Origin of the sequence: Novosphingobium sp. 17-62-19, from assembly GCF_002256775.1 — a bacterium.
Taxonomy (GTDB): Bacteria; Pseudomonadota; Alphaproteobacteria; order Sphingomonadales; family Sphingomonadaceae; genus Novosphingobium.
In genome coordinates this window covers 20,613-34,436 of sequence record NZ_NCII01000030.1, presented here as the reverse complement: position 1 = coordinate 34,436, position 13,824 = coordinate 20,613, and the positions used below count along the sequence as shown (strand labels likewise).

The window sequence follows — 13,824 nt, the reverse complement described above, 5'->3', positions numbered from 1 at the left end:
AACCGTCGACACCGCGCGCCTGTCGGGATGCAATCCCTTCCAAACTATACTTGGTACCATCTCTGCCTGATCGTCCGTTGCAGGGGGTGGGTAGTTACCCATATCATTCTGCCACAAGGATTTTTACTGGGCGAATAATGCCAGCAAAAATGCCAACGTGATCTGCGTTATTGTCGGGGTTTCCGCTTCGACAAAATCGGAGAAATTTATCTATGATGAGGACGTGCGAAAGGCGGCCACTCACATCAATGCATATCTCGTTGATGGGCCTGACATAATTATTGAAAAAACACCGATGCCAATCAATGGGCTGCCTCAGATGTTCGCTGGGAACATCCCAAGAGATCTCGGAAATTTTATGATGGATCGTACAGAATACGAGGCCATAATCCGAGAATATCCTGGTTCAGATCAGTTCTTTCGACAGATCATGGGCTCGAGTGAATTCATCAATGGCATTGAGAGGTACTGTCTGTGGATTGAAGACAGTCAAGCGGCGGCGGCCATGGCGCTCCCCCCAATAGCCGAGCGGGTGCAAAACGTGCGCGCTTACCGAGAAAGCGGTAGTGATAGAGGAAAAATGGGCGTCGAGACGCCTTACAAATTTGAGCGCACGATTACAGGCACATATAGCCAATTGATTATTCCCCGAGTTTCCGCGGAGAGGCGAGAATATCTTCCGGTTGGGTGCCAGAAGAGTGGCATCATTGTTTCTGACGCTGCGCAAGCAATATATGACGCGCCATTGTATACTATGGCAGTGATTTGCTCGAAGTTGCATATTTGCTGGGTCGGACTAACCGCAGGACGAATGAAGTCGGATTATCGTTATTCCTCGGGAGTTTGCTACAACACCTTCCCGGTCCCCAGGCTGACCGAGCAAAATACGGCCGATCTCACCCGTTGCGCCGAGGACATCCTCCTTGCCCGCTAAGCGCATTTCCCGGCGACCATCGCTGACCTCTATGATCCCGACAAGATGCCCGAAAACCTCCGCCATGCACATGAGCGCAACGACGAGGTGCTGGAGCGCATCTACATCGGCCGCCGCTTTCGGAACGACACCGAACGGCTCGAAAAGCTGTTCGAACTCTACACCATAATGACCAGCGCCAAGGCGGCGTGATCGGAAATGGTTGACCAGGTGCTGTTCCAGATGTGGGGGCCGTTCCGCGACGGCTTGATCGCCAATCACAGATTCTATGTGTCCGAGGCCAGAACGCGCCTGCTGTCGCAGTTCGGCACCATGAAGGAAGATGCGGACCGATACGCGGATGACTGGTTGGCCAATCGGGCACCCTACTTCAATCCTGACCGGGATGATCCTGCGGATGCCTATGAGCAGGCATGGGACGAAAGCGTCTCATTCTACCTGCAACTCGAAGACCTGCAGAAGGCAACGCGATTGAGCGTGATCGCTGGCATGTACCATGAGTGGGAAAAGCAGCTGCGCGATTGGGTCACGCGCGAACTGGGCCGGGTTATCCATGGCAGCCACACGCGGGCTGCGCTTTGGAAGGCGACCATCGACCAGCTTTTAGACTTCCTGGAATGCTGGGGCTGGCCGGTCCGTTCACGTCCATATTTTCAGCGGCTGCATCAATGCCATCTGGTGGTGAACGTCTATAAGCACGGCGAGGGCATTTCGTTCGAGAAGCTGCATAAGGATGCCCCGCAATTCCTGAAGCGTGATGATTTCCCCGAACCGTTGCTGCGTTTTCCGCCTGACTATACGAACCTCAACGTGACCGACGATGATCTCGACCAGTTCTCCGATGCCATCGTTGCATTCTGGCAGGATGTTCCGGAAAACACGTTCACATCGCAGATTGGCGATCTGCCGAAGTGGCTCGAAAAGGCGATTGAGAAGGATCATCCGCCTGCTTGATCCTGTCATGTTCGGGCGCTCTCAACGCTGGCGCGCCATTTTGACATATGGAAATCCATAAATCAGAAAATAGGGTGAAAACTGAAACAAGCCCTTTGTGTCAGCGCGAATCTGACATATGGAAATCCCAATGGCAGATTGAGAGGCGTTTTCTGAGATATGGAGCTTTCAGCCTATCAGGCAGGGCAGTTTGAAGCCCAGTTAGAGTATCGCAGCTTCCTGCCGGAGCCGATCAACCATGGCTGGACGATATCCGACCCGCAGGTCCTGCAACTGCTCGGCCAGGCCGACCGCGCGCTTGGCGAGTTGAACGCCTTTGCCCAGTTGATCCCCGACATCGAATTCTTCATCCGCATGTACGTGGCCAAGGAAGCCACGCAATCGAGCCGGATCGAGGGCACCCAGACCAACATCGAAGATGCGTTCAAAGATGCAGAAGACCTGCTGCCCGAGGTGCGCGACGACTGGAGCGAGGTCCAGAACTACATCCGCGCCATCTCCTTCGCCATCGACAGCCTGGAACGTTTGCCGCTGTCCAACCAACTGCTGCGCGATACCCACGCCATCCTGCTCGACGGGGTACGCGGTGAAACAAAGCGGCCAGGCGAATTTCGCATCAGCCAGAACTGGATCGGGGTAAGCCTGAAGAATGCCGTGTTCGTGCCGCCGCACCACGATCATGTGCCGGAACTGATGAGCGATCTGGAAAAGTTCCTGCACAACGCCGAAGCCATGGTGCCACCGCTGATCAAGATCGCGATCGCGCACTACCAGTTCGAGACGATCCACCCGTTCCTGGACGGCAACGGACGCTTGGGGCGGCTGATGATCTCGCTCTACCTCGCCTCGGAAAAGCTGCTGGTAAGGCCAGCGCTCTACCTGTCCGACTATTTCGAGCGAAACAAGACCGCCTATGTCGACCACATGATGGCCGTGCGTCAAGGGAACCACTTGCGCGACTGGCTGGTCTTCTTCCTGCACGGGGTGGAGGAAACGGCCCGAGGATCGGCGGGCGTCTTCCGCGCAATCCTTGCGCTGAAGGAACGCATCGAGCGCGAAGTGCTCCCGCGCTTTAGCCATCGGCGACAGGAAAATGCGCAGCAACTGATGCGCAACCTCTATGCCCAGCCCGTCACCGACGTGAAGGCGGTGACGGCATTGCTCTCCACCACGACCAATACTGCCGCATCGCTGATCAATGATATGGTGGAGCAAGGCGTGCTGGTGGAAGTAACCGGAGGACGCCGCAATCGCCTGTTCCTGTTCCACGACTATCTTGAACTCTTCCGAAAGTAGCTTCCGCATGGCCGACGACAAGATCATCCCTGCCGTGTCCTTCAAGGCCGCCCACACCGGCGTGTCGACGAAGTCCGACGAGCTGGGAATGCGGCCAATGCAGGCGCAGGTGTACGAAAAGCGCGGCGAGCAGTATCTGCTGATCAAATCGCCGCCAGCTTCCGGCAAGTCGCGCGCGTTGATGTTCGTGGCGTTGGACAAGCTGACTAATCAAGGTGTCCGCCAGGCCATCATCTGCGTACCGGAACGCTCCATCGGCGCGAGCTTCGGCAGCGAACCTCTCAGCAAGTACGGATTCTTCGCCGACTGGGTTGTCGCCCCGCAATGGAACCTGTGCAACACGCCCGGTGCTGACGATCCAAAGGTGGCGAAGTCCAAGGTAAAAGCGGTCGGCGAATTCCTCGCCAGCGAGGAAAAGGTGCTGGTCTGCACCCATGCGACATTCCGTTTTGCGTTTGACGAGTTGGGGCCGGAAGCGTTCGACAACCGCCTCATCGCGATTGACGAATTCCATCATGTTTCCGCCGATGCCGGAAACCGCCTCGGCGCTCAGCTTGCGCAGCTGATCGGACGGGACAAGGCGCATATCGTCGCCATGACCGGCAGCTATTTCCGCGGCGATGCCATCCCCGTGCTGGCCCCAGAGGATGAAGACCGGTTCACGGTCGAGCGTAGCGACGCGATTGTCCAACTCGGCCAGCAAGTCGAGCATGAGCTTGAACATCGGCAGCGCCGCTGCCGGCAATGTCGAGGCCATCTCTTCTTCGTCGATGAGTGACGCCAGCAACATCGGCAGCGCCGCTGCCGGCAATGTCGAGGCCATCTCTTCTTCGTCGATGAGTGACGCCAGCAGCGTCATGTTTGCCGTGCCCCGCGGTGCCACCCAGCCATACTCTGCCAGATGTCCGCGGATCGCGTTGATCAACTGGGTGCGCTGACGCACAACGAGGTCCCGTGTGCGAAACACCAATCCTGCAGCCTGCTGCTCCTCGGTCTTCACCGCCACGAAGCGCATGCCAGGTCGTTGCGCCGCTTCGCAGATCGCCTCTGCATCGATCGCATCGTTCTTGTTCCGCTTCACAAACGGTTTGACGTAGGCGGGCGGGATCAGCCGAACTTCGTGGCCCATGGCCTGCAACTCGCGCGCCCAGTGATGTGCGCCGCCACAGGCTTCGAGAGCCACGACACAGGCTGGCTGGCCGGCGAAGAAATCGAGCAGCTTTGCCCTGGTCAGCTTGCGGCTGAAAACCATGGCGCCGCGCTCGTCGGCGCCATGTGCGTGAAAAACGTTCTTGGCGATATCCAGACCGATTGTGGTAACCTGCGACACGGACGCCTCCTCAAGTGGTGTTTCAACACCTCCACTTTGGCACATAGATGCCGTCGGGGGGCGTCCACCCCATCAAGAATCGATCACGTCAAACTGGAGCGCGTATGTCCGGGTTGAAGGCGCTCGTGGTCAAAAGGCCTCTCGCCCCTCTGCAATGTTGAGCAGTTCGGAGAAAACGAATGTCGCCGGTGCGCGACCCGAAGCTGGCACCAGTTCGCGCAGCAGGCCATTATCACGTAGGTCACGGATGATCTTTCGCGCCGTTGCCGGTGGAATTTGGGCCGAAGCTATAAAATCCGGCGTCTGGAAGATCGGGCGCTGGAAGATCCAGTCGAGTGCGCGAACGGCAAATTGCGAGTGGGTGATTTCCACCACCCAGTCACGCTTGTCCTGATGAAGGGACAGGATCGCCTGCGCCTTCTGGGTGTTGGCTTCGGCCTGAGCGATGATGCCGCGCAGGAAGAAGGCCACCCATCCGCTCCAGTCATCGTCTCGGGAGACGGCGAGCATGCGATCGTAATATTCGTTGCGATTGGCCTCGAGATATTCTGAGAGATAGAAGTTCGGCCGCGAGAGCAACCCGTGGGCATAGAGGAAAAGCGGAATGATCAGCCGCCCGATGCGCCCGTTACCGTCGAGAAACGGGTGGATTGACTCAAACTCAGCATGAACGATGGCCAATTGCACCAGTCGGTCTGGCGCATCGGCGTGAATGTAGGCTTCCCAGCCCGCCATTGCGCCGTCGATGCGGTCGGCACCGGGTGGCACGAAGCGCGCCTGCTCAATGGTACAGCCGTCTGGCCCGATCCAGTTCGGGATGCGGCGGTATTCGCCAGGATCCTTGTGGCGGCCGCGGGCGCCATCCATCAGCACACGATGAGTGGCTTTGATCAGCCGCTGCGATAGCGGAAGTTGTGTCATCAGGCTTTCCGCCTCGCGCAGGGCGGCGCGGTAGTTCAACACTTCGCGCGCATCGGCCTTCTTTGGCGTGCTCTCGTCAAACAGGTGGCCCTGAGCTTCAAACTCCAGAACCTCGCCCAGCGTCACCTGCGTTCCCTCGATCTTGCTGGACAGCACAGCTTCGCGGGCGGTCAGCGGTGACAGCAGGATATCGGGATTGGGGATGCCTGCGAGGACGCCCTCATACCGCGCGATCGCGGCATTGGCGGGCCCGACCAGCGGAAACAGTACGCCAAGGTCAAGCGCGGCAGGCGGAAAGCATCCTTCGTGATAGGCAACAGGCAAATGGCGTCTCCGTCAGGCCATCATGGGCGGGCAAGCGCGAGTCACACGCGGCCTTTTGATGTTTGTCTATCGAAGGCTACACCATTTGATGATCGTGAAATAGGGTTTTGCTTACACCAAACTGTGTTGGTGTTCACAGGCGATCATCAAATCCGCTGGCGTTATCTCGTTTCAAATGGAGAGAGGGATCGGGTGGATGCTCCCGTTCCCTGAACGGGCCGCGATCGGGCGGGCGGCCATCGGTCGCTCAATTATTGCGACCACCTCTTGAACCTACGGCAAGTTACGACGGACGATTGTTGGCGTTGTCGCGAGTTCGCCGATGGTAGATGTCTTCGTCCGAATGCTTGGAATAGCTCGGGCCATTTGCCAGCGGGAGTGTTGGATGGACCGTATCGGACGGTTTCAATAAGTTCGATAAGTAAGCCGAACGTAGGCCGAGTCCGGAGAGCGCCGATTGGATGATTCGGCCGATATCGTTGAACGGACGTAATTGCCGTCGCGCGATGGTGCGGATGGCGTACAAGCCGACAGATGCGGTGGAATCTATAGTGATGTTAGGTGAGTTTACAGAAAAGCGATAAACTGCGCTAACCTGTTTATGGATAGACGCTGAAACCCCTTTGCGCCAGGCGCTAGTACTCTCCCGCCCGGACTCGCTGGTCGTGCCCCGCTGATCGAGGATGCGGCTGTAGCACTGAATTGTATCCGCAACGGACGCGCGGCGCACAGCCTGATTTTCTATGGCTAGGGCGGCGTGGACAAGACCGTTCTGCTGACGACGCGCGTCGTTTACAAAGGATTCGAAATCGCGCTCGATTTCGAGGTGAAGCCGGGGTTGGCCGGCAGTAGGGACTTGGAATCCGATCTCGCCGACCTGATCCGCGTGGCGGGCGAGGCGGGGCAAGAACACGGCAATGCTTTTGTGCTCGCCATCGATGAACTGCAATATGTGCCCGAAGAGGAACTGGCCGCGCTGATCAGCGCACTGCACCGCGCCAACCAGGCGCAGTTGCCCATCACGCAGGTGGGGGCAGGTCTGCCGCAACTCCTCGGCCAGATGGGCCCAGCCAAATCCTATGCCGAGCGCCCATTCGCCTTTGTGCCACTGGGGCCGCACCGGTCGGATGACCTTGCCGAAGTGCTGGGTATGAAAGAGAACAGCGTGGCACCGACACGCAGCAGCCTGATCCGCAAGGGCATGTTCTACAGCCCCGCGCACGCCGTTCGGACAGCGTCATGCAAATCACGCTGGTGCAGCAGCAGCGCAAGGCTTGCCCACTTCGTCTCACTCTGCAAAACTCGGCCTTGCGATAACCCGACCACTCCTGCCGCAAGGGGTATTGTCGGATGATAAGATGTTGCGTTCACGTTCTCGCGGCTTGTTTTGTCACTGCCTTTTCTACTGGACCAGTCGGTGCTCGCGAAGCCGTCCGTCAGTCATTTACCGGACACACCAAGGCCGACCAGGCTTTCGCGCTTCTCGATGTGGCACGCTCGCAGGGCAGCGCGGAGCGATCAGCGCCATCGGTAAATCCGGTGAGGCAGCTGGGTATGGTTGAGGACGCGCTGTGGAGTCCATCACCCTTTCGGACATCGGCATTGGCACCGGGATCGGACAGGGCTTGTGGGCTGGCCGGCATTTCACAGCAAAATGGGCATTCGCGGATCGTCCGGATCCGGCGCGCGCGCTTGCTCCCGATTGTGGCATCGACAGCCTGCGCAGAAGGCGTGCCGGTTGCGCTGCTTGACGCGCTGATCATACAGGAAAGCCGCTACAATTCGGCAGCGGTTAGTCACCGGGGCGCGATTGGCTTGACCCAGTTGATGCCAGGCACAGCGACTGCACTGGGCGTCGTCAACCCCTGGAACGCCCTGCAGAATCTCAAGGGCGGTGCGCGTTACCTGAAGCAGCAACTCGACGCTTTTGGACGCTATGACCTTGCACTTGCAGCTTACAATGCCGGCCCTGGGCAGGTTCGGCGGCATAAAGGGGTTCCGCCATTCCGCGAGACGCGTGACTACGTCGGCAGCGTGCTGGGTATTCTGCTTGAGGGCCGGGCACCCGCAGCCCTGATTTTGGCTGAGGCGAAGAGGCCCGCGACAAAAGCCAAACAGGCGGAACTCATGAGTTTCTCGGTCAGGCCGGTCACCTCGACGCCGCAATGACCCGAACGCGAAACTTGGGTCAGGAGCGTTACAATGCAGCTGAACGGGCCTCTTCGACGCGCGCGTGATGCGCGACAAGCGCCTGGCAAATCCTGTCCGCGATCGCGGCGCACAGGCCGGGACGCATTGGCTCGAATGCGCAATCGAGCGCCGCCTCGTGCCGTTCGGCTGCCCCTTTGAGGGCGCGGCAGACATTGGAAAGATTAAGACCCAGTGTCTCGAAGTAGCTTTCGCTGTCCCCGAATACTTCAAGCGCAATCACGACACGCACAGGATCGATCTCGAGGTATCGTACCAAAGCGTCAATCTCCTGCGAGCACAGCGTGGCCGCAGCCAAGCGCTCTCGAAATCCTTGCCGACGGCGGATGGCGCCGGCCTCGCACAGGTGGCGCAAGCTCAAATCGCGGCGACCGATTTCGCGGGCGATGATGGCGCAAAGCCCTTGCATCAGTGTCATCGGTGGGCTCCCGCAATCCGCGTAGTCATTTCTGGCAAGCATGGTCATGCGCCCCCGTGTGCGGTCCGTGTGCGCGCAATGTGCCGCAGGTCCGCCAGGTCAGAAATTGCCTGACCGCAGGGCTTCCGGCCATTCCCGGAAAAGGGGTATTGTCGGCGGCGGCGCGGGTGTTGGGGCAGGTTGATCACGCTCTTCAAGCACTCCCGCGCGATTCGATCAGCAGTGGCCCACTCTGGTCTGAATTGGATCCGTGCTGGGATGCCAGTTGCACCGTGCCGGTCGGGATTTGGACCGGTGTGGCGTGCATTGCGCACAGCACTGGCATCAACCTGTCCCGGGATGGCTTCGGAGCTGCACCGCGGCGCATGCTGCGCAGCATTTTTTCTGTTCCTCCGATCTCCACGCGTTGCCGGACAAGGCCGGAGTGAGGCTTTCTGAGTGGGCGGACCAACAGCCGCACAACTTTATCAGGAGGTCTCGAAATGGACATCAGGAAGCTTGGCGGCGCGGTGCCGTCATCGGTGCAATCCTTGGCGCTGGCGGCGGCGATCGTCGCAGCAGGAACGGTACTTGGCGCGGACGCTGCTGTTGCAGGCACCGATGCGACGTTCAACACCGCGCTCACCAAGTTTTCGGGCTTCCTGCAAGGGTCGGGCGGCAAGATCATCACTGTGCTCTCACTCGCCGGCGGCATTGTCGGCCTTGCTTCGGGCCGGTTCTCGCTGGGCCAGGTCGCGATCCCCGTCGGCGTCGGCGTCGGCGCGGGCACCGGCATTCCGATTGTCACTTCGACCGTCACGGCAACGATCTGAGACGGCGACCAGCGCGCCGGCCTCCATCCCCCGAACGGCGCGTCAACTGACGGTGGGCAGACCCATGGACCGCTTCACGATCCCCAGGCATCTCGACGATCCCGAACTGATCGGATTTTGGACGCTCGACGAGTTCCTCGTCATGTTCATCCCGTTTGTCTGGGGCGTCCTGACGCAGCATGTTGTCATCGGCCTGATTTGTGCGGTCGGAACGTGGTTCGGTTATCGCAAATTGAGAGCTGGACGATCGATGTCGTGGGTTCTCCACGCAGGCTACTGGCATTTGCCGGGGGCGTTTTTCGGTCTCAGGGTTTGCCCGCCGTCCCACTTGCGCTTGATGGCCGGCTGACATGGAACTTCAACATGCCCATGTCAGCGCCCAGCGCATCCTGCGCCAGCGCAATGCGCTGGCACTCGCATCGCTGACGTTCGGGGTCCTCGCGATCGCCGGGGTTTTCATGGCGTTCAGCCGTGACCGCGAGGTGATCCTGATGCCCATTGTGCATTCGCCGCTGACGGTCAGCAGTGCCGGTGTTTCGAAAGAATACCTCGAGGCGGTCACACGCGACACGGCGCTGCTCGTGCTCAACCGCTCTCCCGAAACGCTCGATTACTGGATGACCAGTATTCTGGAGCTTGCCGACGACCAGGCCCGGGGAGGGCTCAAGCGCGATCTGATGAAGGTCGTTACCGAGCAGCAAGGTTCGCAGATCACCCAGTTCTTCACGATTGACTGGCTGAGGACCGATCCCGAGGCGCTGACGAGCGAAGTTGGCGGCGTACTTCACACCGTGGCGGGATCGAAGGAGGTGAGCACCCAGCACCGGGTGTTCCGGTTCGTGTGGAGCTTCAGCGGCGTTTCGCTGCGCTTGCGAGGGTTTGGCATGACCGAACGGACGGAGCCCGAAACATGATTTGCGCGAGTTCGCCCGGCGCCTGGACGGGCCTGGTTTCGGCCGGATCAGACCATGCCAGACAGGCCTTGCGCCTTGCCCGGCACGAATGTGGTGCCCACTTTATCGCGGCGGCGGTGTTGGTCCTGCCGCAAGCCGCCCATGCCGACCAGAACCTCCTCGTTGCCGACAATGGCCAGGTCCAGTGCGATGCCTCGCTCAAGGACCTCACGCGAATCTCGTTGAAGAACGACCAGTTCGCTTCGGTGTCCAAGGTATCGACGGGCAATTCGTCCGAGGACTTCTCGGTGGTGGGCGAACCGGTCCGCGGCGACATCTATTTGTCGGTGCCCGAAGGTTTTGCGCGGGCTTCGATCTCGTTCTTCGGCACAACCCGGCGCGGCTACGTCTACAAGTTCACCTGCAAGGTTGCAGGCGACGAGGCGCGACAAGTGTTCCTCACCAACGCCGATATCGAACATCCCCGTGAGTTCACAGATATCGCCGCCACTGCACTGTCAGATGACGAGACCGCGATCCGGCTCATGCGCGCGATGGCACAGCAACTTCCTGCCGATGGCTTCGATGTGCGCTGGCGGCCGCTTGCGCCGGTCATGGCCGGAACGCTCAAGGTCCAGATGCTCGGGCAATACCGGGGGGTAACGCTGGACGGCAAGATTCTGCGGCTCGAGAACCGCGGTCCCAAACCTGTGACGATTGGCGGTGAGCAGGTCGCCTCCACCGGTGCGATCGCCGTGAGCATCGGCAATCCCGATCTCGCGCCGGCGCAGGTCACCACTGCCTACATCGTCGAGCCGCATGGCGAGCCTGGAGAAAGGCCATGATCTGGAATCCCTGGCGCCGCGCGGAGAACACGGCAGTCGGAACCGATGATCTGCGGCGCAACCTTCTGACCGAGCGCCGGCAGAAGCTCCTGTTTTATGGTGTCGGCGGCACCGTCGCGGTGGGCGCGATGGCGTGGATCCTGCAGCCGAACACCAACGTGGGTTCTGGCAACGCCGGGGCCGGCGATGACACTGCCAGCAACGGCGAGGTCAAGGTTTCGACCGACGACATGGTCAATCGCAACATGTCCGAGCGCGAATGGATGGCCATGTCCGAAGGACAGATGGAGCAATACGGCAACCAGATCAGGGGGCTAGAAGGAAATGCCGAGAGGCTCCAGCAGCTCGAGGCGCAGATCCAGTCGCTTCAGGGCGAGAAGTCCGCGATGGCCGAAGATGGGACGCGCGTGCTGTCCGCCTATGAGGCCGAAAACCAGCAATTGCGCGCGCAGATTGAATCAGCGCAATCGGTATCGCGCGCGCCCGTTGCCGGTCCCACCGCATTGTATGGTCCGACCGCACCTGGCATTTATCAGCCGCCGCAAACTGCTGACGGACAAGCGCCTGATCGCGCGGCGATCGATGCAGCGCCCCCTCGCACTCACGAAATCAAGCTCGTGGCCTTCGGCCCGCCCGGCGCCGGGACCGCCGAGCGCATCACGCCGGGCAAGACAACGAGCTTTACCGACAGCGCCAATTACCTGCCGCCGAACTCGATAGCGCGGGCGCGGGTCGTGGTGGGCGTCGATGCGACGACAAGCGTGCGCAGCCAGAACGATCCGCTCCCGGTCGTGCTGCGGATTACCGGCCCTGCACGCTCGGTCTATGCCGACGGCCGCCTGCTGCGCACCCAGATCGAGGGCTGCATGGTCAATGGCGCGGCGACCGGGGATCTCTCGTCCGAGAAGGTCTACGTGCGCCTCCAGCGCATGACCTGTCCGCAGCCTGGCGGGCGCTTTGCTGTCAGTGAAGTCAAGGGCTTCATCGCCTTTGGCGGCAAGACCGGCGTGCGCGGGCGCGTGGTCAGCCGCGAGGGCGGCCTTGTCGGGCAGGCATTTCTTGCTGGCCTGGCCGGTGGTTTCGGGCGGGGATTCTCGCTCAACACCGAGACCGCGCTGACGGGTTCAAGCGTCAATGTGAACGGGCAACGCGACAAGCTGTCGCTGGGCGAGATTGCCCAGGGCGGGGTGGGCTCGGGCGCCGCGACGTCGGCGGACCAGGTTTCGAAATACCTGATCGAGCGCGCCGAGCAGTACCAACCGGTGATCGAGATGCCGACCGGCATCGATGTGGAAATCGTCTTTCTCGACGGGGTGTTCATTCGCAACTGAGGACGCGCGCAATGCCAGAGTGGTTCAGCAACAGGCGTAGCATGATGACGGCCATCGGGGCCCTTGCGCTGGCAGGGGGCACCGCGATGGCGGCCCCGGGGCTGGCGATGGACGCAGCCAAGGGCGTGACTGGCGCTGCCGCTGCGATCGTGGCGGGACTTGCGCCCGAGGACCGCGTCGCGCGCGTCCTGAACCAGCGTTTGCCGCGTACCCGGCCCACCCGGATCGATTGCAGCGTGGTGGCAGGCCTGTGCGAAGTGCAGGCTGGCGCGAACCTGTTCTACACCGATGCAAGCGGGCGCTATCTCATGATCGGGCGGGTCTACGATATGGAGACCCGCCAGGACCTGACTGCGGCGCGACTGCTCGCGATCAATCCGGACCTGCTTGTCGGCACGGGGGCCGCTGCGGCGCGAGGCGATAGCGAAACGTCGCCGACCGCTACGCCTGTCGCTGCGCGGCTGCGCGAAGTGGCAGGCAATATCTCGCTTGAGGGTTTGCCAGCGTCAGGCGCGATACCCTGGGGCAGGGGCGCGCGCAGTCTCACCGTGTTCAGCGATTTTCGCTGCGGCTACTGCAAGCTCCTGCACCAGGAACTGAAAGGCATGGACGTGCGTGTGATCGAGCGGCCGATCTCGCTGCTGGGCACGCGCATGCTGTCGAACGCGGTGATCTGCGCGCCCGATCGGAACAGGGCGCTCGAGCAGGCTTATGCGGGAGCGGATCTGCCGGCGGCGTCCTGCGATACGAGCGGGCTTGATGCCAACGAGCGGTTTGCAAGAGAACACGGTTTCGACGGGACGCCGGTAATCGTCCGGTCGGATGGTGCCGTGCTGCAGGGCTACCGTCCCAGACAAGTGCTCGAGACCTGGCTTGCTGGAGGGAAAGCGTCGTGACCGGCGGGCGCTCCAGGACGAGCCGGGCGGATCACGGATTGGCGATGATCGCGGCCGCTGCTGCGCCGGTTGTGCTGCTCTCGGGCTGCGCGCTGCTTCCGGACAATGTCCAGGGGAGCTTTGCCTGCAAGGCACCGGGCGGCACTTGCGCACCTTCGGCAGTGATTGACGATGCCGCGATCCAGGCGATCCGCGATGCCACGGCGGCCGCCGCGCCCGACGATCGGCAGCGCCGCATGCAGGCGGCGGGGATGGCGCGCAGTGGCCGTGGCGGGCAGGGCGGACTGCAGGCACCGCGCACCATGCGAATTGTTTTCCTTCCGCATGTCGATCGTCAGGGCCGTCTTCACGAGAAAGCGATTGTCCATGTTGCGCTGACCGAAACGTCGGCGTCGGACGTGCAACTGGTCCTTGCCGATAGCGCGGATGGTGTCCGCACGCCGGGCCTGCTCGCTCTTGCCGAACAAGCCCCCGAGCTGGAGCAGCCGGGACCAATCGCTGGCCTGTCGCCTGCGGGACCGGAGACCGGGGCAGGCCGCGTGCCGGCGACCGCGCCGCACCCATCCGTAGGGCCATCGCCGCTCGATGCGATCAAGGCCGATGTCACGGCGTCGCTTGAGCGAACGCGCAAGGCAGCCAATTTCCCGGCGATGGAGGAGTAA

The 13,824-nt window shown here is 61.0% G+C and carries 15 protein-coding genes and 2 pseudogenes; 14 read left to right on the top strand and 3 right to left on the bottom strand.

What is annotated here, in order from left to right:
• The first annotated feature begins 100 nt into the window (after positions 1-100).
• The 5 genes and pseudogenes from B7X90_RS07420 to B7X90_RS07400 all read left to right on the top strand — a co-directional run.
• The gene (locus tag B7X90_RS07420) at positions 101-934 is read left to right on the top strand and encodes a type IIL restriction-modification enzyme MmeI (RefSeq protein ID WP_366409673.1); all 834 of its coding nucleotides are present in this window, start codon (positions 101-103) and stop codon (positions 932-934) included.
• Between the two features lie 18 nt (positions 935-952).
• Complete coding sequence (locus tag B7X90_RS07415) at positions 953-1,126, top strand: type IIL restriction-modification enzyme MmeI (RefSeq protein WP_366409672.1); 174 nt, start codon at positions 953-955, stop codon at positions 1,124-1,126.
• Between the two features lie 6 nt (positions 1,127-1,132).
• Complete coding sequence (locus B7X90_RS07410) at positions 1,133-1,888, top strand: hypothetical protein (protein WP_292623129.1); 756 nt, start codon at positions 1,133-1,135, stop codon at positions 1,886-1,888.
• A 159-nt stretch (positions 1,889-2,047) separates the two neighbouring features.
• Complete coding sequence (locus B7X90_RS07405) at positions 2,048-3,184, top strand: Fic family protein (RefSeq protein ID WP_292623126.1); 1,137 nt, start codon at positions 2,048-2,050, stop codon at positions 3,182-3,184.
• A 7-nt stretch (positions 3,185-3,191) separates the two neighbouring features.
• Positions 3,192-3,845, top strand: a pseudogene (locus tag B7X90_RS07400) (DEAD/DEAH box helicase family protein); the annotation flags it as partial.
• 24 nt (positions 3,846-3,869) lie between these two features.
• Here B7X90_RS07400 and B7X90_RS07395 read toward each other — a convergent pair.
• Both B7X90_RS07395 and B7X90_RS07390 read right to left on the bottom strand, forming a co-directional pair.
• A pseudogene (locus B7X90_RS07395) lies at positions 3,870-4,559 on the bottom strand (IS110 family transposase); the annotation flags it as partial.
• 84 nt (positions 4,560-4,643) lie between these two features.
• Positions 4,644-5,759 carry a Fic/DOC family N-terminal domain-containing protein gene (locus B7X90_RS07390; protein ID WP_292623124.1) on the bottom strand — a complete coding sequence of 372 codons (1,116 nt, stop codon included), beginning with the start codon at positions 5,757-5,759 and terminating at the stop codon, positions 4,644-4,646.
• Positions 5,760-6,516: 757 nt separating this feature from the next.
• On the opposite strand from B7X90_RS07390, the gene B7X90_RS07385 reads away from it, so the two are divergent.
• Complete coding sequence (locus tag B7X90_RS07385) at positions 6,517-7,113, top strand: hypothetical protein (RefSeq protein WP_292623122.1); 597 nt, start codon at positions 6,517-6,519, stop codon at positions 7,111-7,113.
• Positions 7,114-7,313: 200 nt separating this feature from the next.
• Complete coding sequence (locus B7X90_RS07380) at positions 7,314-7,928, top strand: lytic transglycosylase domain-containing protein (RefSeq protein WP_292623119.1); 615 nt, start codon at positions 7,314-7,316, stop codon at positions 7,926-7,928.
• 28 nt (positions 7,929-7,956) lie between these two features.
• Here B7X90_RS07380 and B7X90_RS07375 read toward each other — a convergent pair whose 3' ends face one another.
• On the bottom strand, positions 7,957-8,433 hold the full coding sequence (locus B7X90_RS07375; RefSeq protein WP_292623118.1) for a hypothetical protein: 477 nt from the start codon (positions 8,431-8,433) through the stop codon (positions 7,957-7,959).
• Positions 8,434-8,867: 434 nt separating this feature from the next.
• On the opposite strand from B7X90_RS07375, the gene B7X90_RS07370 reads away from it, so the two are divergent.
• The 7 genes from B7X90_RS07370 (at position 8,868) to B7X90_RS07340 (ending at position 13,824) form a co-directional block, all read left to right on the top strand.
• Positions 8,868-9,197, top strand: coding sequence for a hypothetical protein (locus tag B7X90_RS07370; protein ID WP_292623116.1), 330 nt, complete (start codon positions 8,868-8,870; stop codon positions 9,195-9,197).
• A gap of 64 nt (positions 9,198-9,261) precedes the next feature.
• The gene (traL, locus tag B7X90_RS07365; protein WP_292623115.1) at positions 9,262-9,546 is read left to right on the top strand and encodes a type IV conjugative transfer system protein TraL; all 285 of its coding nucleotides are present in this window, start codon (positions 9,262-9,264) and stop codon (positions 9,544-9,546) included.
• A gap of 1 nt (position 9,547) precedes the next feature.
• On the top strand, positions 9,548-10,111 hold the full coding sequence (locus B7X90_RS07360) for a type IV conjugative transfer system protein TraE (protein WP_292623113.1): 564 nt from the start codon (positions 9,548-9,550) through the stop codon (positions 10,109-10,111).
• Positions 10,108-10,935, top strand: a complete 828-nt coding sequence (locus B7X90_RS07355) for a type-F conjugative transfer system secretin TraK (protein ID WP_292623111.1) — start codon at positions 10,108-10,110, stop codon at positions 10,933-10,935. The genes B7X90_RS07360 and B7X90_RS07355 overlap by 4 nt, the downstream gene beginning before the upstream one ends.
• On the top strand, positions 10,932-12,266 hold the full coding sequence (locus B7X90_RS07350) for a TrbI/VirB10 family protein (protein ID WP_292623110.1): 1,335 nt from the start codon (positions 10,932-10,934) through the stop codon (positions 12,264-12,266). The genes B7X90_RS07355 and B7X90_RS07350 overlap by 4 nt, the downstream gene beginning before the upstream one ends.
• 44 nt (positions 12,267-12,310) lie before the next feature.
• A complete protein-coding gene (locus B7X90_RS07345) occupies positions 12,311-13,162 on the top strand; it encodes a DsbC family protein (RefSeq protein ID WP_292623108.1) in 852 nt (283 codons plus the stop codon).
• Positions 13,159-13,824 carry a TraV family lipoprotein gene (locus B7X90_RS07340; protein WP_292623107.1) on the top strand — a complete coding sequence of 222 codons (666 nt, stop codon included), beginning with the start codon at positions 13,159-13,161 and terminating at the stop codon, positions 13,822-13,824. The genes B7X90_RS07345 and B7X90_RS07340 overlap by 4 nt, the downstream gene beginning before the upstream one ends.